This is a genomic window from Candidatus Chlorohelix allophototropha (genome assembly GCF_030389965.1).
Lineage (GTDB): Bacteria > Chloroflexota > Chloroflexia > Chloroheliales > Chloroheliaceae > Chlorohelix > Chlorohelix allophototropha.
Map to the genome: position 1 here is coordinate 800,886 of NZ_CP128399.1, position 23,405 is coordinate 824,290.

Annotated in this window: 20 protein-coding genes; 18 read left to right on the top strand and 2 right to left on the bottom strand. The window is 46.0% G+C overall.

Annotation, left to right across the window (positions count from 1 at the left end; translation table 11 throughout):
- Positions 1-2: 2 nt before the first annotated feature.
- Positions 3-2,123 carry an ATP-binding protein gene (locus OZ401_RS03460; protein ID WP_341469316.1) on the bottom strand — a complete coding sequence of 707 codons (2,121 nt, stop codon included), beginning with the start codon at positions 2,121-2,123 and terminating at the stop codon, positions 3-5.
- 26 nt (positions 2,124-2,149) lie between these two features.
- Positions 2,150-3,403 (bottom strand): COG1470 family protein, encoded by a 1,254-nt coding sequence (locus OZ401_RS03465; protein ID WP_341469317.1) that lies wholly within the window; start codon positions 3,401-3,403, stop codon positions 2,150-2,152.
- A 446-nt stretch (positions 3,404-3,849) separates the two neighbouring features.
- Between OZ401_RS03465 and OZ401_RS03470 the strand changes: the two genes are divergently transcribed.
- From OZ401_RS03470 to OZ401_RS03555, 18 genes are all read left to right on the top strand, one after another.
- Entirely contained in the window at positions 3,850-4,104 is a 255-nt protein-coding gene (locus OZ401_RS03470; protein WP_341469318.1) for a hypothetical protein, read from the top strand.
- Between the two features lie 6 nt (positions 4,105-4,110).
- Complete coding sequence (locus tag OZ401_RS03475; RefSeq protein WP_341469319.1) at positions 4,111-6,246, top strand: ATP-binding protein; 2,136 nt, start codon at positions 4,111-4,113, stop codon at positions 6,244-6,246.
- A 24-nt stretch (positions 6,247-6,270) separates the two neighbouring features.
- Positions 6,271-7,071: an eCIS core domain-containing protein gene (locus tag OZ401_RS03480; protein ID WP_341469320.1), complete on the top strand. Its 801-nt coding sequence runs from the start codon at positions 6,271-6,273 to the stop codon at positions 7,069-7,071.
- Between the two features lie 12 nt (positions 7,072-7,083).
- On the top strand, positions 7,084-7,992 hold the full coding sequence (locus OZ401_RS03485) for a Pvc16 family protein (RefSeq protein WP_341469321.1): 909 nt from the start codon (positions 7,084-7,086) through the stop codon (positions 7,990-7,992).
- Between the two features lie 52 nt (positions 7,993-8,044).
- Positions 8,045-9,922, top strand: coding sequence for a phage tail sheath subtilisin-like domain-containing protein (locus tag OZ401_RS03490; RefSeq protein WP_341469322.1), 1,878 nt, complete (start codon positions 8,045-8,047; stop codon positions 9,920-9,922).
- Between the two features lie 87 nt (positions 9,923-10,009).
- Positions 10,010-10,465, top strand: a complete 456-nt coding sequence (locus OZ401_RS03495) for a phage tail protein (protein WP_341469323.1) — start codon at positions 10,010-10,012, stop codon at positions 10,463-10,465.
- A 75-nt stretch (positions 10,466-10,540) separates the two neighbouring features.
- Positions 10,541-10,939, top strand: coding sequence for a phage tail assembly protein (locus OZ401_RS03500; RefSeq protein ID WP_341469324.1), 399 nt, complete (start codon positions 10,541-10,543; stop codon positions 10,937-10,939).
- A complete protein-coding gene (locus OZ401_RS03505; RefSeq protein ID WP_341469846.1) occupies positions 10,936-11,109 on the top strand; it encodes a DUF6760 family protein in 174 nt (57 codons plus the stop codon). Before OZ401_RS03500 ends, OZ401_RS03505 begins: the two co-directional genes overlap by 4 nt.
- A 17-nt stretch (positions 11,110-11,126) precedes the next feature.
- Positions 11,127-11,618 carry a phage tail protein gene (locus OZ401_RS03510; protein ID WP_341469325.1) on the top strand — a complete coding sequence of 164 codons (492 nt, stop codon included), beginning with the start codon at positions 11,127-11,129 and terminating at the stop codon, positions 11,616-11,618.
- Between the two features lie 3 nt (positions 11,619-11,621).
- Positions 11,622-15,542: a hypothetical protein gene (locus OZ401_RS03515; protein ID WP_341469326.1), complete on the top strand. Its 3,921-nt coding sequence runs from the start codon at positions 11,622-11,624 to the stop codon at positions 15,540-15,542.
- A gap of 22 nt (positions 15,543-15,564) precedes the next feature.
- The gene (locus OZ401_RS03520) at positions 15,565-16,251 is read left to right on the top strand and encodes a CIS tube protein (RefSeq protein ID WP_341469327.1); all 687 of its coding nucleotides are present in this window, start codon (positions 15,565-15,567) and stop codon (positions 16,249-16,251) included.
- A 28-nt stretch (positions 16,252-16,279) separates the two neighbouring features.
- Entirely contained in the window at positions 16,280-18,055 is a 1,776-nt protein-coding gene (locus OZ401_RS03525) for a VgrG-related protein (RefSeq protein WP_341469328.1), read from the top strand.
- A 13-nt stretch (positions 18,056-18,068) separates the two neighbouring features.
- Positions 18,069-18,473 (top strand): PAAR domain-containing protein, encoded by a 405-nt coding sequence (locus OZ401_RS03530; protein WP_341469329.1) that lies wholly within the window; start codon positions 18,069-18,071, stop codon positions 18,471-18,473.
- A 1-nt stretch (position 18,474) separates the two neighbouring features.
- Complete coding sequence (locus tag OZ401_RS03535; protein WP_341469330.1) at positions 18,475-18,906, top strand: GPW/gp25 family protein; 432 nt, start codon at positions 18,475-18,477, stop codon at positions 18,904-18,906.
- A gap of 6 nt (positions 18,907-18,912) precedes the next feature.
- Positions 18,913-20,967, top strand: a complete 2,055-nt coding sequence (locus OZ401_RS03540; RefSeq protein WP_341469331.1) for a putative baseplate assembly protein — start codon at positions 18,913-18,915, stop codon at positions 20,965-20,967.
- Between the two features lie 12 nt (positions 20,968-20,979).
- On the top strand, positions 20,980-21,435 hold the full coding sequence (locus OZ401_RS03545) for a YbjN domain-containing protein (RefSeq protein ID WP_341469332.1): 456 nt from the start codon (positions 20,980-20,982) through the stop codon (positions 21,433-21,435).
- 8 nt (positions 21,436-21,443) lie between these two features.
- Positions 21,444-22,073: a phage tail protein gene (locus OZ401_RS03550; protein WP_341469333.1), complete on the top strand. Its 630-nt coding sequence runs from the start codon at positions 21,444-21,446 to the stop codon at positions 22,071-22,073.
- A 21-nt stretch (positions 22,074-22,094) separates the two neighbouring features.
- Positions 22,095-23,285 (top strand): DUF4159 domain-containing protein, encoded by a 1,191-nt coding sequence (locus OZ401_RS03555; RefSeq protein ID WP_341469334.1) that lies wholly within the window; start codon positions 22,095-22,097, stop codon positions 23,283-23,285.
- The last annotated feature ends 120 nt before the right edge of the window (positions 23,286-23,405 follow it).

Genomic DNA, 23,405 nt, shown 5'->3' on the forward strand with positions numbered 1-23,405 from the left:
CGTTAGGACTGTGTCTGGCTGATTGCCCAGTCAATAACTTCTTTCCAGCAACCGCTTTGTCCCTGTGAAAAGGTAGATAACATCGTTTCTACCAATAAGGGATAGGCAAACTTGTATTCCATACCTTGCTCTTCAATTAATTTGCACCCGGTCAGTTCAAGTAAGGCAGAACCTAATTTGGTTTTATCTAGACCGATCCACCAACCCGCACCATCTGAGCGATTCAAAATAATCTGTCGCAAGACTTCAAATTTAAAGTTATAACCAATGAGTGCGGCAAGCCCAAGAAGTATTTGTGCCTCTGGTCTTAAAACATTTACGATACGCTTTACGTATGAAATAACCTTATCAGGAAGTATGCGCTTTTGCGTCTGGTTTAATTTCAGCGTACTGTCTTCAACCAGTAAAATCCCATCGTCACGCCACGCGCTTATCAAATCTAGTGTTAAACGGGGATTGCCTTGACTTAATCGCCCAACTTCATCCAACACTTCATTCCAAACATACTGCCCCGCATACAGGGTTATCAACCGCAAAAGTTCGCCCGCTTCAAAGCGTTCCAATTTGAAGATAGAGTCCGGTGTTTCGCCTGCCCAATCGAGTAACCGCACCAATTCAGGTTGTGCCAATTCATTGGCTATTGGGCGCAAAGTAACTACTACCAATAGCGATTTCAAGTTGTGGTGGCTCATCAAAGAGCGCAGCAATCGCAGAGAGGCAGAAGGCATATGTTGGATGTTTTCGATAATTAGTACCATCTTCCGCTTGTGTTGTAACCAGCCTAGTAAATGGGCAATCGCTGCAAAAATTGCCTGTGAATTAGGCTCAGCCACATTGGATTCGCTCAAATGCGATAATGAGGGTAAAAAGCGGAATAATTCGGGGCTGCAATTGTTCAGACATTCTTCCAGAACTGAAGGTTCAAGGCGCGATAAAGCCTGTTCAAGCATATCGAAAACGGCATAATAGGGCGTATCGGTTTGATCGGGATGACAGATAGTGTATAGAGGTTCAAAACCGGCTTCGTTGGCTAGAAAGGACATATGTTGGGCGAGGTGGGTTTTACCTATTCCCGCTTCCCCCCAAAGTAGAGTTAAACTTCCGTTTCCGGCTATAGCCTCTCCAAGGCGACGATCCCAAATCTCAAGTACATTATTACGTCCTATCGTGGGTTTGGGAACTGCCGCGCCCTTACCATTGAACGGAATTAAAGCGAAATCTTTTTTAGTGACGGTGGTTGCGGTATTTATGTAGTTATTGTTACGATGGTTCTCATTTTCAGAGATTGGGGCTTTAACCTGTGTCGGAGATGAGGCAAGTTGTCCGCTGCTTATTTTCTGGTATAGCTGTTTCGTTTCTGGTAATGGCTCAATATTCAGGCGATTTTTCAAGCGCTGTGCAAAGTTGCGGTAATAAACTAAAGCTTCTTCGCGTTTCCCCGTTTCAATTAAGGTCAGCATTAATTTTTGAAGTGCTGCTTCATGTGAAAAATCGCACTCAAGCACTCGGTGGAAACATTCGCGGCATTTTTCAATCTGACCTTGCGCATAGTAATGAGATGCCATTTGCATCAGAATCTCGGTTAATTCGTGCCGCAAGGCTTCGCGCCGTGCTACCGACCAGTCTTCATATAAATCTTCGAGTAGGTAATCACCACGATAGAGGGCAACAGCCTGTTCATACAACCGTAAATCATTGGATAGATGCGCTTGCCTAAGTAGTTTGGTAAATTCATCGGTATCAATCCAGTTTACCATAGCGGGATAAAGCTGGATTTTGTTTCCTTCGGTGCGTAAGTAGAGCGAAGCAAAAGCGCCTTTTAATTCCGGTTCAAGGGTACGGCGCAAACTATAAACCGCCTGATTCAGATTGTTGGAAGCGCGGTCTTGGTCAAGTTCGGGCCAGAGGAGTTCAATTGCTTCTTGGCGACTAATCTGATAGCCCCGGCGCGAAAGTATTATTTTGAAAAGGCTGCGGGCTTTTCCATTGCGCCATTGGTGACTTTCAATGATTCGCTCGTCTTGCTGTACCTCAAATCTCCCGAAAAAATATACCCGCAACAATGGTGCTACCGCAGTTTGTTCACTCCAATTTGGGGTTATATCATATCTGGATAAGGCCATACAGCACCTTTTCTATTTCTAATTTGTTATTTTATACACGCAGAGTCATTAATATCGCAAGAACGTAAAGTTAGATAAAGAGTTCCACCTTCGATTTCAACTTTTGCTACACGTTGTTGGGTATTTATCAGCCAGTTTTTCAGCTTTTGATTGATTTTGTTCATCACCTTGTTAGTGGTACTTTTCTTGTCCATTGGAATCAGGAACCATGGAAACGAATCGGGTTGATTTTTATCATCTGCCGTAAAAAACAAGCTGCCTGTTTTTTGATCTACATCCACTTTCCCGGTCATATCTGCTGAAACAACACCCATTCCCCATAGAGTGATTTTAACTTTCTGGTCGGTTTCAGAAAAAGTTACCGATATACGCATGAACGCTGCCAAAGGATTAATATCGTTTTGCAACCTGTCGCTAAAACTTTTTTGCTCAATCCTTAGAGGGCTGCGTGGTTGGTCATTCAGATTTATCCGGTCAGCATTTAAGATAAATAGCTCCTGGATTGTCGGTAAAATTAAAAATGACCACAAAATAATAACTAGTAAGAATAGAAAGCTAAAAAGGCTCAACAGCGGATGACGTGCGATAAAAGACCAACGTGATTGGTGAATATACTCGCCTTCAACAGTTATTCCTTCGGTAATTACAGGCGCACCTGCCACCGTCCAATTCGGTTCTACCATAATCTCAAATTGCTGAGGCTGTTGTGCTTCATCCCGCGGAGTCTTGGGCTTCAGTTGCACCTGTACTTTAATTGCCTGTGAAGTACCCGGCATTACCTCGATTTGCGGCGGAGTGAACCGCGCTGCACAATACTGGTATGAATCGGTTAATTGCAATTTCATCAAACCCGGAGACATGCTCCGGTTTCGCAGTAACAAGGTGTAGTTTGCCTTGAAGCCTTTTGAACGGCGTGGTTGTAAACGCGCATCAACTTTTAAAGGTGCTAGAACATCAACTTCGATACGCAATTCAGTGCGTACTCCGGGTTGGGTTCGGGCGGTAGCTATGATCTTCCCAGAATAAAGATTTGGTCTTACATTCGCCGAAACGTCTATCTTGAAGGTAATACTTTCCTCCCAGTTGGGCAGGAGTTTGAGCGTTTCTCTGGAAAAACTGAACCAACCTGTCGGAAGACCCACCAATGAAAAATCAAAATCATCAATTAAGCCCGTTTGGTTAGCTAATTTGATTACCTGCTCGGCACTACCCCCTGCCAGAACTGTCATTCTGGTGGTTTGAGGCTTTAATTCAAGCCGGGCTGTACCAGTAGTAAGCACTTTCGTAGTTTCTCCTGCTGTTGAAAAATCACAAATAGCCGGAACATATTCTCAACCGGTAGATACCAGGTTATTTAATTAACGGGTGGGGATAAAAATGGTTGTATATTTTCCCCTCCATTCCGCTATCTTGATTACCCATAATTTCTGCTAATGATGGGTTAAGATGTAAAGGGCAATTTATTAGTATAAATTATAACACTATTATTATCACATTTACATTACAAGATTAATATGAATCGTTAAATGAAGTAGGTCACAGAAGAGAATAAATCGAAAATCGGGTAAAACATAAGCCGATTAAGCGAAATTTAAGCGAAAATTAACTCAAACTAAGCGCATACTAAGAAGTTATTGCTAAGCTTATTTTTGGGCGGGTTATTTAAACCCGGATAATTAATACCATTTTTTTGAACATGGTTGTTCATTAAAAAGGAGTTAGGATTTTGACAACACGCAACTATTCCTCCTTCCTTTTGCGACTTTGGTTGCTGAATGACCCAGATAACACCCAAAATGAAAACCCGCTGGTTTTACAAGTCCAGCATCTCCAAAGTGGCGCTACTTGGCGTTTGAACAGCCTAGAAGAATTACAAAATCTATTACAAGGTGCAATGTCTGGTGAGCCTGATTGGGTTGCGCTTGCACCTCCTCAAAATGAAGATTTAGGTCCAACTCAGCCCGGAAATACAAACAGGTAGAGTATTATGAGCGTTTCATCTGCACAAAAAACCAATCTTGAATATCTTTTTTCCGAATTGCGGCGCGTAACCTCGCTTTTGGCGCATCGATTTCAGGAATTGGTTGCAGCCGGGTCGGCAGAAGAGGATGAATTTAAGGGCTTATATGTAACCGAAGAAGAAGTAAATCAACTGCTGACTGATCCTACGCTTTTTTTACCGGGCGATTATCAAACGGAACCGGAAGTTACCCCAACCGTTGAACTAATGCAGAGAATGCGGTTAGCGCATCTTCAAAAAGTTTTAGGGCTATCGGTATTTGAACTTAACGTTCTACTGATTGCACTTGCTCCTGAATTATCACTTCGCTTCGAAAAGATTTTCGCGTATTTACAGGATGACGTTACACGTCGCCGTCCCAATGTTGATCTGATACTACGTTTACTTTGTCCAAGTCCGGCTGCTCAGATAACAGCTCGTCGTTGTTTTGACTCTGACGCTCCTTTATTGCGTTATCGGTTAATTGAACTCGGTGAAGAAACCCAGAATCGGCAAAACTCGTTGCTGTCACGCACTATCAAGCTGGACGAAGGGGTAATTGCTTACCTACTTGGCGAGAGTCGTCTGGATGTCAGGCTCAGAGGCTTGGTAGAGCTTTCTCATATCACACATGCAATCCAACTGCCGCTTGAAACCGCGTCCAATATACAACGTTTGGTTGAACTCGGTCAGGATAATATCGGTTTTGTCTGTGTGTTGGCTGGCACAGACCTATATACCAAAACTAATATTGCTGAGGATGTTTGTAAAAGTTTGGGTATGCAACTGCTTGTAGTGGATTGCACCCAAATACCAATAGCTCCCAAAACCGACGGCTTTTTGCGTTTATTGGAAAGAGAATCCAAATTACAACTTGCGCCGCTTTTCTTTGCAGATTTTGATTATCTGCTAAGAGAAGATCAGGTAGCACAGGAAACTTGCCGGGCAGTGGAACGCTTGCTGGCTGAGCAAACTGGAATAACTTTTGTATCAATTGAACAGCAAATACCACCTTTATTGGCTGGTAAAGCTCGAAGGGTTATTACTATCCAATTGGGTTTGCCCGGTTATAGTGAGCGTCAGCATCTTTGGGAAACTTTGCTTGGTAACGAAGCGGCAGGCTTAGATTTAGAAGGCTTGTCCAGCCGTTTTCGTCTCAGTAGTGGGCAGATATTGGCGGCAGCGATTACAGCCCGCAATACGGCGGCATGGAAAGGTCAATCCTATCTGACAATGGAAGACTTAGAATTGGCTTGTCGCCGCCATTCCAACCAGCGTTTAAATTCAGTCGCACATAAAATCACACCACTCTATCGCTGGGATGATTTGGTACTTCCGGCAGATCAGTCCAAGATGTTGCGAGAGATAACCGCACAGGTTAAACATCGCTCGCTAGTTTATGAAAAATGGGGATTTGAACGCAAACTCTCGCTTGGAAAAGGTTTGAATGTAATATTTGCCGGGCAAAGCGGCACCGGCAAAACCATGTCTGCTGAAATTATTGCAGGCGAGCTACGAATGGATCTTTACAAAATAGATCTGTCCAATGTGGTTAGTAAATATATCGGCGAGACGGAAAAGAACCTTGAACGGATATTCACCGAAGCTGGAGAAAGTAACGCAATACTATTTTTTGATGAAGCCGATTCAATTTTTGGCAAACGCAGCGAGGTTAAGGACGCACACGATCGCTACGCCAATATCGAAACGGGCTATCTTTTACAGAAAATGGATGAGTACGAAGGTATTGTGATATTGGCAACTAACCTGCGTAAGAATCTGGATGAGGCATTTGTACGCCGAATGCACTTTGTAATTGAGTATCCTTTCCCGGAAGAAGAAGACCGTTATCAGATATGGAGCAGGGTTTTTCCAAAAGAAATGCCCTTGGCGGAAAGCGTTGATTTACGTTTTATGGCGCGGCAATTCAAAATTGCCGGTGGCAATATCAAGAATATTGCGCTTACCGCTGCTTTCTTGGCGGCAAGCGATGGTTCTGACGCTATGGTAGAGATGTTACATCTCATACGTGCAACCCGGCGTGAGTTCCAGAAGATGGGCAAATTAATCACCGAGACCGATTTTGGTCAGTATTACAAATGGATTAGTGAGGTAGTCAGATAAACCTGAAGTTTGAGAGGTGTAAATATGTCGAATGAGGCAATGTTTGAGCGCGAGCGGTCATCGCAATCGCCTGAAGCGGAGGAGGCATCCGAAACTATCGCCGAGCAAACTCCGGTGGTATCTCCGGTGGCAGCCAGCGCCATGCTAGGTGGTCAAATGTCTAAAGTACAGCGCCGCGCGTTGGTACAAAATGTGGCGGAGAACTTTGGGAATAAACAGGTGCAGCGTATGCTTGGTACAGTAAGCCGCTCGGCATCTTCCGGTCCTGAGGGCGGTTCTTTAGAAGAAGAATTGGCTGATGCGGTGCAATCCGAGAGAGGGCGCGGCGCTTCTTTACCTGAGTCGACTCGCAGCACCATTGAATCTAACCTCGGTCAAGATATGTCTCAGCTAAAGGTTAGCGTAAATTCCGATTTGAACCAAGCAATGGGGGCGCGCGCTTTTACCAGCGGGCAAAATGTAGTTTTGCGGGATACTGCCGATCTTTCAGATATTTCGTTGCTGACACATGAAGCGACCCATGCTATCCAGCAAGGCTTTAGCACAACCCGCCCCACTTCAATTGGCGCTGCCGATACCGAGCATGAACATGCTGCCGAGAGGAATGCCACTCAAGCTGGTGTTGCCAATGGTGTGCAGCGTCATGCGGAAAGTGATGAGGTTCAGATGAAACGTGATGAGGCAGTGCAGCGAGAAGCGGAAGATGAAGAACTTCAAATGAAGCGTGATGAGACTGTGCAACGGGAAGCTGATGACGAAGAACTTCAGATGAAACGTGATGAGGCAGTGCAGCGAGAAGCAGAAGATGAAGAACTTCAGGGGTAGCTAGAGGTAACGATGATTGAAGCGCTTGATGAATCCATAAAACTATTGCTAGTAGAAAAAATGCCACTTAACCTTACTGAAGTGGATGTCAGCTTTGATGTACCCAATCGGGAGTGGAGCGCTTCGATTTCTAAGCCTACCTTGAATATATATCTACACGATATTCGCGAAAACCTAAGCTTGAAGCAAAATGATTGGGCTATGGAACGCGATGATAAAGGACGGATTATTAGAAGCAAGTATGGTGGTCGCTATGACTTGTCGTACTTGATTACAGCTTGGACAACCAATGTCGAGGATGAACATCGCTTACTCTGGTACACCTTAGCCACATTGGTACGCTTTCCGGTATTACCACGCGAAGTCTTACTTGATCCATTGCAAAAGCAACCCTATCCGCTATACACCAAAGTGGCGCAACCAGACGGAGTATTGCGAAATGTGGCAGATGTGTGGACTGCTTTGGATAACCAATTGAAGCCAGTTTTACCTTATGTGGTAACAGTGGCGGTTGACTCGACCGTAATTAGCATATCCTCCGAAGTACGCAGCAAGTTTTTGCGCTTTTTGCCGCCAGAAATGTTTCTCTCAGATGGTGAAGTGGTTGTTTCAAACGCAAATGGCAGCACAAATAATTACAGTGAGCATTTGCAGATCGGTGGAAGGATTATAGATGCCACCGATAAGAATAAAGTAGTGCGTGCCGAAGTAGTGTTGCTGGAACAAGGGCTAAATGTAAAAACCGATGCACAGAGTCGTTTTAACTTTAATGCTGTTGTACAACGCCCAAAATATACCTTTTTGGCAATAGCGCCGGGGTATGTAACCGTTAGAAAAGTAATAGACCTTCCTTCCCAATCATATGATCTTGAAATGCAACCGGAGACCGAGCGGGCAGGAACTCAGAACCAGAATAATTAATATTTACAATTCTTTATTTTGACAAGTAAAGCCAAGTTCGAAGGAGAATGATATGCCACAATACCTTTCCCCAGGTGTTTATGTAGAGGAGGTAGATCGCGGTAGTAAGCCTATTGAAGGTGTTGGAACTTCAATTGCCGCGTTCGTCGGCTTTGCCGAAAAAGGTCCTCGTGCAGCAACACTTGTAACCAGTTGGGAACAATACCAGCTAACCTTTGGTGGGTTTATAGCTGGCGCTTTCATGCCAGCTTCTGTTTATGGGTTTTTCCTGAACGGTGGCACACGTGCTTACATTATGCGTGTCTCTCCAGCGGTTACTATTCCTCAAAAGAGTGGTGCTGGTACTGCTTTGGAAGTTACTCCCTTACTGAGCGCGGGCGATGAGGCAGTTTCGGTGACGGTTAGCGATGGCGCTGCCGGACGCTATAAACTAACGGTACATCGCGGTGATACTACCGAAACCTTTGATGATCTTAGCAGCAATAAGAAAGATAAAGCAGGACGTTATGTTGAGGATGTAATAAACGATGCGGCAAAAGGCTCGAAATTTGTCAGAGTTCATGATGCCAGCGGTAACAGAGCCGATGCCGATGTCCGCGCTCCTAAATCAGGTTCTTATTCTTCCCCCTCATCCGGAGGCGATAATAAACCTGCTGCCGAATTACCGCCCGCCTCGGTTCGTTTGAACGCTCGAACGGGTGAGGATGTACCGGCGGTTGAATTGCGCCCTGCTCCCGGTGTTAGTGGTTCTTTGACCGTAGCGGTTGAAGAGATTGCCGGACAGGATGAATTGTTCAAATTGATTGTGAAAGCGTCTTCGGGAGAGTCAGAATCTTTTGATGTAAGTTTCAAGAAAGGTCCTCAATACCTAGAGAGTGTTATTAACGGCGGTAGAACAGGGTCAAAACTGGTACGAGTCAGGGATCTAACGGGTGATAGCCCGACAAGCCCTGCGGACAAACGCCCTAATCCGGGACAGTCCACATTGGCAGGTGCAACTGAAACAAAGGCATTGTCCAGCAAAATTACTCTTACCTCTGCCGATTTTACCGGCGATGTGATGAGTCGTACCGGTTTGGGTGGTCTAGAAGCATTGGATGATGTTACTATTGTTATGTGCCCTGATTTGATGTCACTGTACCAAAAAGGCGTGGTGGATATGAAGGGGGTACAGGTAGTACAAACCGCGATGATGAATCATTGCGAAGCCATGAAGAATCGGGTAGCGATTCTCGATGCCCCTCCCGGAATGAATGCGCAACAAATCCGCAATTGGCGTATGCGCGAAGCCAACTATGACAGTAAATATGCGGCATTGTATTTTCCTTGGATTGAGGTGGATGATCCGGTCAATAAGGGCAAAACCACTCTCATCCCGCCGAGCGGTCATATGGCTGGAATCTGGGCGCGTAGCGATTCAGAACGAGGTGTGCATAAAGCTCCTGCCAACGAAATTGTGCGTGGCGCTATCGGTCTTGAAATGCAGATAACAATGGGCGAGCAAGATGGCTTGAACCCTGAAGGTATTAACTGCATCCGGGCTTTCCCCGGTCGAGGTATTCGGGTTTGGGGTGCGCGTACCCTTTCCAGTGACCCAAGCTGGCGTTATCTCAATGTGCGCCGCCTGTTCAATTACGTGGAAGCTTCTATCGAACGTGGCACACAATGGGTTGTATTTGAGCCAAACGATTTCGATCTGTGGCAGCGTATTAAGCAAGATATAAACGCCTTCCTCACTACGGTGTGGTTGAATGGCGCATTGTTCGGACAAACAACCGATCAAGCCTACTTTGTCAGATGCGATGATTCGACTAACCTTCCGGCTACCATTGATTTGGGTATGGTCATTACGGAAATCGGTATTGCTCCGGTCAAGCCGGCTGAATTTGTGATCTTCCGCATTGGACAGATGACTCAAGGTGGCGCTTAACCTTCTATACATTTTTTTGGGCTACAAGTTCAAATTGTAGCCCGTTACCGGATGCACTTTATTTTTGAACAGGAGGCTATACGATAAATGGCTGAAAAACATTCATCAGAACTGATAGGCGCCAGTAGTTTCTATCTGGATTTAAGGTCGGGTCCCCAGATTTCACTCAAAGAAGTTTCCGGGTTAGAAAGTGAAACTGAAGTGCGCGAACTTATGCAATCGACTAAAGACGGTAAGGTGATAATTATAAAATCACAAGGCGCTACCCCAGTAAAGCCCGGAAAGCTTACCATTAAATATGCGGCTTATAAGGGTGACCCCGTTTTAGATTGGCGGCAACTGGTAGTGAATGGCAAAATGGAGGAGGCCCGACGCGACATCCATATTGTCATTTATGGAGTGGACAATAAAGAAATCATGCGTTTTACCTGCAAAAACTCTTGGCCCTCCAAATATGCTTGGTCTAACCTGAGCGCCAAGAGTAACGAAGCGCTCGAAATTACAGTAACCATTGATCACGAAGGACTGGAAATCGCCAAGTAATTGGCAGGGCGGTAAAACCTTAACTTTGCCGCCCGTTTTCTACCTTCTGTCTATCTTTTTCGATAGGAGATATGCATGGCTGGCTTGCAGACCGAATTTGATTTCGAGTTGCCCAAGGGTTTTATTGATACAACCGGTACTCTACACCGCAAGGGGAAAATGCGGCTTGCTACTGCGATGGATGAAATTATACCGTTGCGTGACCCGCGTGTGCGAAATAATCAGGCTTATCTTTCAATAATACTACTGTCCAAAGTTGTAACTCGTCTCGGAACCCTTGAAACAAGTGATATTAATACCGGGGTTATGGAAAGATTGTTTTCAGCAGACCTCGCTTACCTGCAAGCTTTATATAATCGGATTAATTCGCCCACCTATGATGGCAAAACTTGCCCTACCTGTAATAGACCCTATTATGAAGATGAGGGTGAAAGTAGCGAGGAGGTGGGCCGTGAAGCAGTAGTGGGGGGATAGTTTGCTACCCCTCGGAGCAACTTTACGAGGAGGTAGCATATATCGCTTACTACTTTCACTGGAGCGCGGATGAAATCATGGCTTTGGAGCATGCAGAGCGTCGTCGTTGGGTTGAGCAAATTAGCTGGATTAATGATAGGCTCAACGGTCCGGTTGAGCATTCTATATAAAGTAGGGCAAAGGAAGTATGACAATAAACGCAAGTATATCGGCGAGCATCTCAACCGGGCCTGCTTCACGCAAAGACCCCTTATTGCCGAGCAAGTTCTGGATTGAAATTAATGGAGTAATGGAAGCCTTTTTCACCGAATGTAGCGGGCTTTCTATCCAAACTGAAGTGATGGAATACAAGGAAGGCGGGCTTAATTCGCGTACCCATAAACTTCCGGTGCGTTCTACTTTCTCGAATATTACTCTGAAAAAGGGTATGACCACTTCCAGCCTGATTTACCAGTGGTATATGAAAACTGTTCAAGGTAAACCCGAAACCCATGATTTTAGCATTATTGTCTATTCAAGCAGTTCTCCCGGCAAGCCTGTTAAACGTTGGAATGTAAGCAAAGCCTATCCCATAAAATGGAGCAGTTCGGAATTTAAGGCAAGTGATGGGCAGGGTCATTTGGTTGAAACCATTGAACTGGTGCATAACGGTTTTGTAGAAGTACCGCAATCAATTTAAATTATGGCAGAAAATGAAGAGTTAAAACCGAATATTACTGCCGGACAGGATGCAAACAAGAACATCAAGCCTGTTAGTTCTCCTGCCTTTGCTTCTAACGCCTCATTTTCGATTGCGCGACGCTTCGGCTATTATGATGCCTTATCCTCGCGCTGGTTAAATATCCCCCCCACTGCTCGTATGGGAAATTCTATCGTAGCGCGTTATAGCGTTTTTCCGCTTCCGTTTGATGCGCTTGGACGTGGTTTGCTGAGTGTGCGGCAGCGAAAAACTGCACCTCTCGCGCAAGTGCAACGCAACGTGAGCAATTTATCACCAGCTAAACCTACTTCTTACAATCTAGCGGAGGCTCAGCCGGAATATGAGTTTGAAGAGTTCGGCTATGAGAATGTTCAATCGGATTTTGACGATACAATAATAGCTAGTGATCCAGAGCCGAGGCAAAATTCAATCAGTTCAGCTTCATCCATTGCCCGTATCCGGGAATTTCAAACACCGGTACAGCGCAGCCTTGAAGGTTTGGCGCGTAGCCGTGACTGGCGCGGTATGGCAGGGCAAGATGCGTCTGAACTTGAGGGAGCGGTATTCAACTCATCCGATTCATACTACCTGGATATGGTTCAGGCTTCACGTTCCGGTACACCAGTGCAAGAGGAATCTTTCGTCAGCCCTTCTACTTCATTTAGTGATTCAGGCTTTAGAACAAGCAGTTTGCCAATACAGCCTATTTTGGTTAGCTCTGCCACTTCTTCACTGCAAAGGTTCGTTGCGCCCGAAACATCGGTTTCTTCTACAGAATCGCGCCCAACCGAAGTACCCTCGCCTGCTACTCCAATTCAGAAGCCGACCCATACGGAAAATGAATCGTTATCAGGCTACTCTGAGCCTTTGCCTACCTCACCGAATCAAGAATCAGGTAGTAGCACTCCAATTATAGCTAGCGGTGAAACGGCTGTTCCTTCCATTCAGGTTGCTCAAGGTGTTTCTGAAATAACCCAAACCTCTGCGCTTCAAAATATAGTTTCCAGCCCTTCCGAGACGGGCGGTCAATTGAACTCGCGTGTAAGTTCTGAGTCGCTTGCAAGGGCTTATACAAATGAGGAACGACCGAGCTATTCCTCGGAATCTACCTTAGCGCCTATGGTCTTTCCGCGAGCGCGCCGGGTTAATCCTGCCACTCACCAGAATTCTTTATCCAGCCCAAAAGTAATGCGCCAGCTTTCTGAACTGGCTGCCAGCCGTGAGTGGGGCAATACACTGGAATTCGGTGAAGCGCAAGGAATTCCCCCAATTATTGAGGGTGGCGCTTATACTCCGCCCGAAATGGTACAACGCAATGCTTCTTCTCCTACACAAACGACTCAGGCAGACTCTACGGCAGCCACATCTATTAATCGCAGCCTTGCCTCCGGTTCGGATTCTAACATTACTAGCGCAACTAACCGACTTACCACTAATCCAGTAACAAGTACCGAATATTCGCAAAATCCTATCTTACAAACTAATCTGGGTATTTCATCAAGTCTTGATTCTAAACAAGAGAGTGCCACTACTTCAGCCTTTCAACCGCAACCTAGTCAAATCTCCCGCTCAATAGAAAACAATAATTTAACCCAGAACGATAATGCTGTTAGTAGAGTAAGTGCCAGTATTTCAAGCCAATTACCAGAAAACTTTCCTGAAGCGAAAGAACTAGAAGCTATAAAGGAAGTGGCGCAAGAACCTGAAACGACTACCGCCACTTTGACTACAGCATTGCAGGGACAAAGCGCAATAGCCCGCGCAATTCAGAGAGCGGAAGAGGTTGTTGCAGATGAAGAAAATGATGTTGATAGGTCATATCCCCAATCGGTATCGACAATCGAATCTCCACCGATGGTCTTTCGCAGCCTAGCTACGGGAAATCCGCTCACTGTCACAAGCAATGAAAATGGAGAAAGTATTGCGCCTGAAAACCGATTAACGACAAAGGCGCAATCTAATATTTCCGATAACCGCGCTCCTGCATTGAATGAATTTGAAGAGAGCAATGCCTATGCTCAATCGCCCTCTACCTTGCCTGTTGGAGCGCAGGCTATTAGGCGATTCACCGAAGAGCGTGCCAATATAGCCGCTTGGGCTGAAAACCTACCGCAAACTATTAATGCCGGATTTGAAACTCCTTCACAGTCTGTAGCTGAAACCTACGGCGCTTCTCCATCTATAAACCGCGTGTTTGCCGCGCAGGATAAAACTGGGAACGTTATTGACGAAAATGCTACTGCTGTGACTTCAATGAAAAATAATCCTTCTGAAGTGGCACACACTGTTATGCCAGTGCAAGGTTTAATGTCTTCAACAAACTCGATTCAACGTATTGCTGACCTTGCATCTAACCGCGAGTGGGGAAATGCGTTTGATTTTGAAGGCTTTAATATTGCCGACTCTCGCCAATCAACCAAATCGCCGGATATGGTTTATCCTACTATTACGCCGAACTTGGCAACTTCCTCTGTTCAACGTACCGTTGCTGCGACTGTTGCTCCTTCTTCAAACATAGTTGGCAACCCTTTAGTCGCTTCAACTCTTAGGGAATCTGGCATATCGCCAATAGGTAGTTCAACTACCCCTGCGACTTATCCAACGCCTTCTGGTCAACATTTTGAATCAATTGCGCCAGATCAGGGATTCTTCGGCACTTCCATTTCACGCGCAATTGAGCGTGCCAAGCAACCAAACCAAGATACTGTTGTAGAGAAAAGCACCTCTGATTTAACTTTCACTACTCCAACTTTCCAACCGATTAGAGAATCTGGAATACCTCACACGGTTGGTTCAACTATCCCTGTGACTACCCACACGCCCCCTGGTGTATCCGCTATATCAGGATTGGAATTTTCCCAGACTTCAATTTCGCGTGCAATGGAACGCACTGCTCAGGCAGACGAATGGGTTGCTGCTACTATAGGCACACCTGATTTAAATTTTAGCATACCACCTCTGATAATGCGTAAAGTGGGCGATTTTACACCCACTAGGCAAGACTTTACTACTAACGATAGACCAGATTTTGCAGAATCGGTGCAAGCTTATACCCCCGGTGCATTACCGATAGCCTTGTCATTTGAAGTGGCTTCTTCCGCCAATGCAAGTTCCTCAATAATGCGCAGCCTACCTGAGACTGATTCCAGCTATGATATAGGGCAGGTTTATCTTACTGATATAGCGAGTACTAAAGACATACCGCAACAAACGCTGTTTGAGAACAGGTCTAGAGCGGACGTGCCTTCTTCTACCAATATGTCCCATCTATCCAGTGTTCAGCCACCAACCTCTCAGACAAGCACTTCTGTTGGTGAAGGACGAAAGGTTCAACCAGAATCGTTGCAGATTGGGAGTGGTTTTACTAATGGTTCAGGTTTATTCCGTTCAACTTTACTTCCGGCTTCCTCGTCAATAGATAACACCTCTCAGCCTGCCGGAATAGAGCGAATGATAATGCGCCACTTGAATGTGGCTGCCACTTCAACCGAGTCGGCTTCCGCTGAGGAAGATGTACTAAACTATCCTGCTCGCAATGTTGTTGATCAACACGCTGATATTGAACGTACCGTATTGCGTCATATCTCGCTCGCTAATGCCTCACAAGCTAGCGGTACACACAGCGAATGGGCTTACCCTTCTAGTGAGCCGGTACATCTGCGTCCAGAACCCGTTATGCGCGGTGCTGAAACAGCGGTGGTTTCCTCTGGTATCCAGAGGTTTACGGATGGAATCTCTTCTGAAAGTAACTTCAGCCAGAATTCATCTCAGTTAAGTGGAAATTCACAGCCACAAGCGGAAGTGGATATTGAAAAAATTACGACAGAAGTGTATCGCAAATTGAAACGCGACATGCAAATTGAACGCGAACGCTTGGGTTTGAGAAGCGGTTTAATGAGATAGAGCAGTAAACGGGGAAAATAGTATGTCACAGAATAATATCACCGGGGGTTTACCCAAAGATAAAAAAGCAGTTATTGTCATTAAGAAAAAGAGCGTACCTGAAAAGCGTCTGACATGCCACTTCAACCCGACCGATTATACTATTTCGCGCGATGTAACTTGGCAATTTAAATCAGTACTTGGCAAAGATGTGCCGGTAGCTGATTTTCAAGGGGGCGGCTCTAACAAATTAACCTTAAAACTGCTTTTCGATACCACTATGGAAGCGGGCGCACCTAAAGATGTACGTACTGACACCAAACACCTATGGGATGCCGCTTATATAGATACAGGCAGCAAGGATGCCGTAACCAATAAGGGCGAACCGCCTCATATCCTATTCATTTGGGGTACCACCTGGTCGTTTGAAGCAATTATTACCAATATCAGCCAAGAATTCACCCTTTTCAGCGATAGTGGAATACCCTTGCGTTCCAATGTAACCTTGAGCATGACGCAAGTGGTAGATGACCGTAACTTTGGACGGCAAAACCCTACCAGTGGGGGTATTCAGGGCAAAATCCATGTAGTGCGCGAAGGCGACCGCCTTGATTTGATTGCCAACCAGTATTACAGCAAACCGATGAAATGGCGTGATATTGCGGATTATAACAATATTGATAATCCTCGCTTAATAAAGCCGGGTATGCGTCTGGTAATACCTGAATAAGCTCTTAGAATCAAGTGAGGTTAAGGTAGTGACAACTGAGCAGAAATTAAATAATCAAAAAACCATTGCTTCTTGTCATATAAAAATCGGTGGTAGCCCGGTTAGCTCCGAGATTATGGATTCTATAATGTCGATTGAAGTGAACCAGACCTTGTATCTTCCGTCTATGTTCACGATTAGGCTGCATAACGATAACTTAGCGTGGACTGACAACGCAAAGTTCAAGATAGGCAATGATGTTGTGATTTCGATGGGTTATGGCACTGCTACTGAAGTTATGAGTGGGGAAATAACTGCAATTGAACTAGAATCTTCAATTTCCAGCTTACCCGTTCTGACGATACAGGGCTATGATAAACTACACCGCATGCAGCGAGGACGCTTCACTCGCACTTTTAATAACTCTAAGGATAGCGACCTTGTATCTAGGCTTGCTTCCGAAAAGGGTTTATCTGCTTCAGCTTCCGATACCAGCATCGTTCACCCCTATATTCTTCAAAATAATGAATCCAACTTGGAATTTTTGCAAAGACGCGCCAAACGGATTGGGATGGAGCTATTTTTTCAAGATGGCAAGCTAAATATGCGTAAGCATGTACAGGGAAGCAAGGTAGCTACCTTATCCTATGGTGAGGATTTACTTACTTTAAATGCCAGAATTAGCTATGTAGATAATGTTACTGAGGTTCTGGTGCGGGGTTGGGATGTAAAGAAGAAAGAAGCCATTGTAGGTAAATCCACATCAGCTACAGGTTATTCTTCACTCACTTCCAACAATGAGTCTTCGGCAAAAAAGGCTTTTGGCACAACTAAGACCGCTGCTGTTTTCAGCCCGGTTATGAGTCAGAGTGAAGCCGATAAGGTGGCAGAGGCTATCTTTGAGGAGCTTTCAGGCAGGATTATGCAGGTGGATGGGAGCGTTTTAGGTAATCCTACACTTCTACCAGGAAAATGTATTGAACTCGCCAAGATTAGTACCACCTTTAGCGGGACTTATTATTTAACCTCTTGTATCCATCGCTATGGAATTGAGGGCTATATCACCGAATTTGCAGCAAGTGGCAAACAAGCTAACACCTTTGCCGAGCAAGTTGGTGGTGGCGAGAACCATTGGGAATTATCACGCGGGGTTGTAATCGGGATCGTGACGAATCTAAATGACCCGGATAACTTGGGTCGCGTAAAGATAAAATTCCCGTGGTTACCACAGGCTGACGGTCAGGATATAGAAAGTAATTGGGCAAGAGTAGCAATGCCAATGGCAGGCAATAATAGGGGCTTCTTCTTTATGCCCGAAGTAAATGATGAGGTTCTGGTAGCTTTTGAGCAGGGCGATTTACAGCATCCCTATATTATCGGCGCACTCTGGAACGGTAAGGATGCACCACCAGAACTAAGCCAAGCGCTTTCTAGTGGCGTGGTAAAGCAACGACTGATTAAATCCAAAAGCGGACATATTATCACGCTAGACGAAAGCGATGATAAGCCTAAAATCAGCATTGTGGACAAAACCGGTAGCAATAAGATTATTATCGACTCGCAAAACAACACTATCACTATAGAGTCGAAAGATAAAATCAGCATAACTTCTACTACCAAAGACATAGAACTTAAGGCTGCCGCCGGGAAAGTGACCTTGGATGCAAAAGAGATTGAAATCAAAAGTAGCACTAATACGAAAATATCCGCTACTGCCAAGATGGAAGTACAAGGTTTGAATCTGGAAATGAAAGCTTCTGCCTCCGCCAAGATAGATGGCGGCGGTATGACTGAAATCAAGGGCGGATTAATCAAGCTAAATTAGGAGGTAAAAATAGATGCCACCAGCCGCAACTATGGGAGATAAAGCTAATGGACTATGCACCCATATTATTATGGTTCCAGCTCCTCCCGCTCCACCAGTACCGACACCAATTCCGCACCCGTTCGTTGGTACTATAATGGGCGGGTGCAGCACCAATGTCCTTATAGGGGGCAAGCCTGCTGCGATTATGGGCGCAACTGTACAAAATCTCCCGCCACATGTGCCGCTAGGTCCGGGTCCTTTTGGTCCGCCGCCACCGACCAATTCTGGCACAGTGATTAAGGGTAGCGCAACTGTGTTGATAAATAATAAACCGGCGGTGCGTGCCGGGGATACTTCAACTATTTGTGCCACCAGCGCAGTTCCCGGCACTGCAGTAATTGTCGGCACTGCTATGACTGTTCAAATCGGAGGCTGACTTGGATAGAGACGGTCTTACTGAACTAGGATTTATCGGCTCGGGCTGGACTTTCATTCCCGATAAAGGTACAGGCGTGAATGGCGATGGCGGGATTTCTCTATCCAGCGGAGACCGCGACATTGCCAAATCAATCTTTCTGATTTTAAGTACCGCGCCGGGTGAAAGGGTAATGCGTCCTGAGTTCGGTTGCGGCATTCACGATTTGGTGTTTGCCTCACCCGGTCCGCAAGTTTTCGGACTCATTTCTTACTATGTTACTCAGGCGTTAGGGCGTTGGGAGCCACGTATTGACGTTGAGAATGTTGATACAACGGTGGATGAGCGCAACCCTGAACGGCTTATCATCAATATATTTTATACTGTTCGCCAGACCAATAATGAACGCAATCTGGTTTATCCGTTCTATGTTATACCGCGAGGAGAGGAATAAGAAAGAATGTCTCTGCCGCAAATAAAACTGGACGAACGCACTTTCCAAGATTTAGTGGATGAGGCAAAATTGCGTATACCGCGCTATTGCCCAGAATGGACTAACCATAATGTAAGCGACCCCGGCGTAACGCTGATTGAGCTTTTCGCTTATATGGTTGACCAGTTGTTATATCAGATTAATCGTGTGCCGGAAAAAAATTACCGCTCTTTTCTGGATATGATCGGCGTGAAATTAGCCCCGCCCAATCCGGCGCGAACTGAGGTTACTTTCCGACTTTCCGCGCCCCAACCCGGTGCGGTTATTATTCCAAAATATACCGAAGTATCGACAGTACGCACCGAAACCAATGAAGCGCGGATTTTTACCACCGAGAAAGATTTGCAGATTGTTCCGCCTTCTTTGAAATATGTGTTGACCACCGCCAATTCGCAAACTTTTTCAGACCGCAGCAAAATGACTCTAGATAAGTTACCCAATCCGGTGGCAGTGTTTCAAGATGAGCCGCAACCCGGTAATGCTTTTTACTTGGGTTTTAGCCAGAATATCTCCAGCAATACGCTGGTGGTAGGGTTGGATTGTGAAAAAATCGGGGTGGGCATTAACCCTGATGATGCTCCTCTAATTTGGGAATACTGGGACGAGCGCGAGGGTGATTGGCGTTCGCTGGAATTGATGCGCGATACCACTGGCGGTTTAACCGTGCCATTTGCAGAGGTTGAGTTGGCAATACCCTCTACCGCCGGACAACATGAGATTGAATTGGTCAGCGGTTCGGGCGACCCGTTGATCGCATGGTGGCTGCGCTGCCGTTATCGCGAACTTAGCAAAGGACAACCGGATTATAATAAATCCCCGGTGATACGCAAATTCAGCGCGTATACAATCGGTGGCACAGTCCCGGTCATGCATTGCCAGATAATCCGCATGGAAGAATTGGGACGCTCTAGCGGAGAATCTGGGCAGCGTTTCCGCCTGCGCAATACTCCGGTATTGGCATTGAATCATGCCGAGAATGAAACCATAATGATTGAGTATCTGGATGAACGCGCCCCGGAAATCTGGAAGCATGTGCCGGATTTCTCAGAGTCGGATGCCAAATCCAAAAATTTTACCTGTGACCCGGTGACGGGGGAAGTAGCTTTTGGTCCTGCTATTCGCAATCCGCGGGGCGAAATCGAGCAGCGCGGCGCAATTCCGCCCTTCGATACACGAATTAATATGATAGCCTACCGCAACGGGGGTGGAATAGAGGGTAATGTTGGCAGCCAAACCCTGACTGTTCTGAAAAGCTCGATTGCCTATGTAGATAGCGTAAATAATCGTCGCCCTGCTACGGGAGGAACTAGCGCTGAATCTTTGGAGCATGCTTTACAGCGCGGACCTCGCACCCTACGCGCCCGCAATCGGGCAGTTACCGCAGAAGATTTCGAGGTTCTGACGCGAGAAGCTACCAGCGGGGTAGCGCGGGTACGCTGCCTTACTCCCAGTTCAAACGGCAATGGCAATGGTAACGGCAACGGAGAGTATGAGCGGATTGACCCCGGAACGGTGATATTGCTGGTTGTACCGGAAATTGACCCAGAATTACGTGAATTGCGCCCGGAACATTTAAACATCCCCAATTTTATGCGTACCGATATTCTGGATTATTTGGATGAGCGACGCTTGATTACTACTCAGGTTCAATTGGCTATACCTAAATATCAGTGGGTTACGGTTCAAACTAGAATCAAATCTACCAACTCGTTTGCCAATGAGCGCATCAAACGTGAAGCGGAACGTCGTTTATATCGCTTTATTCGTCCTGTTCATGGAGGACCTGACCCTTCGATGCGCTACGAGACACCAGGTGAAGGCTGGCCCTTTGGGCGGATACTCTATTTATCCGAAATCTTTCCCATACTACAAACCATTGATGGAGTTGAATTTGTAGAACGCATACAACTTTTCCCGGTGACAGATATTTCGCGTGGGCAAGCCGGGAATCCGGTAAATGAAATAAATCCCGGTGCGCGGGGGTTATTATGTTCGTACCGTCATCAGATTGTATTTATTTAAATGGATACGACTATGCCTAAACCTTCACTCTTTGCCATAGCGCTCGAATTTTTCAATAGCCTAGACTGGCATTATGAGATTGCCGGAGATGGTACTGCCTTGAAAGTGAATTTTGAAGGGGAGAATGGCGAATGGCAGTGCTATGCTGACATCAAGGAAGACGAAGAACAGTTTGTCTTTTACTCGGTTTGCCCGGAAACAACCCTGCGCGAACATCGCTCGGTTATGGCAGAGTTTCTGACACGCGCAAACTACGGGATAATTATCGGCAATTTCGAGATGGATTTCGAGGATGGGCAAATCAGTTATAAAACCAGTATAGATGTCGAAGGTGCGAGCCTCACAACCGCGCTATTGCAACGTTTGGTTGAATCGAATCTTGACATGATGGATTTGTTCTTACCGGGCATCAGAGCAATTAATCAAGGGAAAATGACCCCTGCCGAAGCTTTAGCAAAGATTGGGTAGAAAGAGAAATGACTACCGCTTTTGAAAAATGGCTGGAGTCCAGCAAAAATTACCAAAGCCCCAATGGGGTGGAGAAACCTCAACCTAGCGAATTGTTAAAGTATCTGCCGGGTCTTTATGCGCGGGATGAGTTTATGGGGCGTTTCCTCAAGATATTTGAAGATACCCTCAAACCCTTGCAGCAGATGACGGATAATCTGGCTTACTATTTTCATCCGCTTATGACTTCTCCTGAAATGATGGAATGGCTTGCCAATTGGGTAAATCTTGCGCTAGATGAAAACTGGTCTTTGGAACAAAGACGTAAGTTAGTTCTTTCAGCCTCAGATTTGTACAGCAGACGCGGCACTAAACGCGGTTTGGCAGAATACCTAACGCTATATACCGGCATTGAACCGGATATAGCCGAATATATGGATGGAATGTCGCTTGGACCTGAAACGCTGCTTGGCATAAATACTACGATTGCAGGACGCGAACGCTATGGTTTTACCGTTACTCTGCGGATGAACGGAATCAGCCCAGAGGAAATGGCGCAGAAAGAAATAATTATCCGGCGTATTATCGAAGCCGAAAAACCAGCTCATACTATTTATCGCTTGAGAATTTTAACAGGTCAACAGTCCCAGAAAGCTTGATAACTAGCACAGGAGATAGAAATGACCTTCCGACCACAGACAACCACAAAATTTCGATTTATACGGGTAAACCCATTCAGAGGTTTACTTATAGATGAAAATACATGGGCTGACGCGCATGATTACCACCGCAATATGATGCGTTTTCACTTGCTCTCAATGCACGGAGTGGGTATCGTGCAGGGTCTTGAAGTAGTAGCGATGCAACCTGCCGACAATCGCCTTACTGTAAAACCGGGAGTAGCGATTGATTCGGAAGGTCGCTTGTTGTATCTTTCCGAACCACAACTTATTACAATGCCTCCCGCCGATGCAGTTGCTACTGCTTTTATAGTATTGGAATATCAGGAAAAACAGGCGCAAATGCAAGCAGTAACCGATGGCGGCAAGGCACAGCCAACCCGTGTGTTGGAAAGCTGTCAGGTTCGCGCCAGCCTTGAGCCTGTCCCCGGTTCGATAGAGATTGCGCGTATCAGCTATAATCCGGCAACCAAGCAAGTTCGAAATCCTACGGTAGTTATGCAACCCGGTCCGAACGAAATTGATATGACGGCGCGAGTAATGGCAGCCGGAACAGGGGCAGTTGCAAACCCGGTGCGCCAGAATCGTATCAGCCTGACGGTTGGAATAGTACGCTACGGGCCTCCCGCTAGTTCGGAATGGAAACGCCATTCGGATGGGGTGCGCCGTTTGCTGCGTGATGTAGGCGCGAATACTATCCTTGATGCGAACCTATTGGATGGCGTTAGCCCAATGGATGAATCTGCCATTCGTAGTTGTCGGGTATTGTATATGACGGGGCGAGTTGGGTTTGGTTTCAGCCCGGAAGAAGAACAATCATTGAGGCGATTTCTTGATCGCGGCGGTATTTTGTGGTGCGAACCTTGCCGTAACGGCTTACCCAGTGGCGCTCCAGATGATTTCAGCCGCTCTAGTATTGAACTGGCACAACGCCTAAATCGACAATTAATCCAGCCGCGCTTTGGTCATCCTCTTTTAAACTCCCGTTTCCTTTTTGCCAGCCCACCTCCTGCGCTTGACCCTGCCGGAGTGGTAGTCGAAGCCAATCGACTGATAATTACCGGGGGGGATTATGGTTGTCTCTGGGAAGGGCGTGGTCAAGAACGAGCCGAGCCACCCTCCCGCGAAATCTTGCGCTCTGCCGGAGAGTTTGGCGCAAATGCGCTCTTTATGGCGGTTGAGCAAGGCTAATCATATTGAATATTATGTCCTGTCGGCTATAATAGGGCTATTGGGGGCAAGCATTTTGGGGGTATTAGTAAGTTCTATTAACAATGGAACATCCTAGCCCCTTGTTTAGTTTTCCCTAGG

Bases quoted from the DNA above. Each gene is read 5' to 3' on its own strand.
- OZ401_RS03460 (WP_341469316.1), bottom strand. From the start codon at position 2,123: ATGGCCTTATCCAGATATGATATAACCCCAAATTGGAGTGAACAAACT.
- OZ401_RS03475 (WP_341469319.1), top strand. From the start codon at position 4,111: ATGAGCGTTTCATCTGCACAAAAAACCAATCTTGAATATCTTTTTTCC.
- OZ401_RS03480 (WP_341469320.1), top strand. From the start codon at position 6,271: ATGTCGAATGAGGCAATGTTTGAGCGCGAGCGGTCATCGCAATCGCCT.
- OZ401_RS03485 (WP_341469321.1), top strand. From the start codon at position 7,084: ATGATTGAAGCGCTTGATGAATCCATAAAACTATTGCTAGTAGAAAAA.
- OZ401_RS03490 (WP_341469322.1), top strand. From the start codon at position 8,045: ATGCCACAATACCTTTCCCCAGGTGTTTATGTAGAGGAGGTAGATCGC.
- OZ401_RS03495 (WP_341469323.1), top strand. From the start codon at position 10,010: ATGGCTGAAAAACATTCATCAGAACTGATAGGCGCCAGTAGTTTCTAT.
- OZ401_RS03500 (WP_341469324.1), top strand. From the start codon at position 10,541: ATGGCTGGCTTGCAGACCGAATTTGATTTCGAGTTGCCCAAGGGTTTT.
- OZ401_RS03510 (WP_341469325.1), top strand. From the start codon at position 11,127: ATGACAATAAACGCAAGTATATCGGCGAGCATCTCAACCGGGCCTGCT.
- OZ401_RS03515 (WP_341469326.1), top strand. From the start codon at position 11,622: ATGGCAGAAAATGAAGAGTTAAAACCGAATATTACTGCCGGACAGGAT.
- OZ401_RS03520 (WP_341469327.1), top strand. From the start codon at position 15,565: ATGTCACAGAATAATATCACCGGGGGTTTACCCAAAGATAAAAAAGCA.
- OZ401_RS03530 (WP_341469329.1), top strand. From the start codon at position 18,069: ATGCCACCAGCCGCAACTATGGGAGATAAAGCTAATGGACTATGCACC.
- OZ401_RS03540 (WP_341469331.1), top strand. From the start codon at position 18,913: ATGTCTCTGCCGCAAATAAAACTGGACGAACGCACTTTCCAAGATTTA.
- OZ401_RS03545 (WP_341469332.1), top strand. From the start codon at position 20,980: ATGCCTAAACCTTCACTCTTTGCCATAGCGCTCGAATTTTTCAATAGC.
- OZ401_RS03550 (WP_341469333.1), top strand. From the start codon at position 21,444: ATGACTACCGCTTTTGAAAAATGGCTGGAGTCCAGCAAAAATTACCAA.
- OZ401_RS03555 (WP_341469334.1), top strand. From the start codon at position 22,095: ATGACCTTCCGACCACAGACAACCACAAAATTTCGATTTATACGGGTA.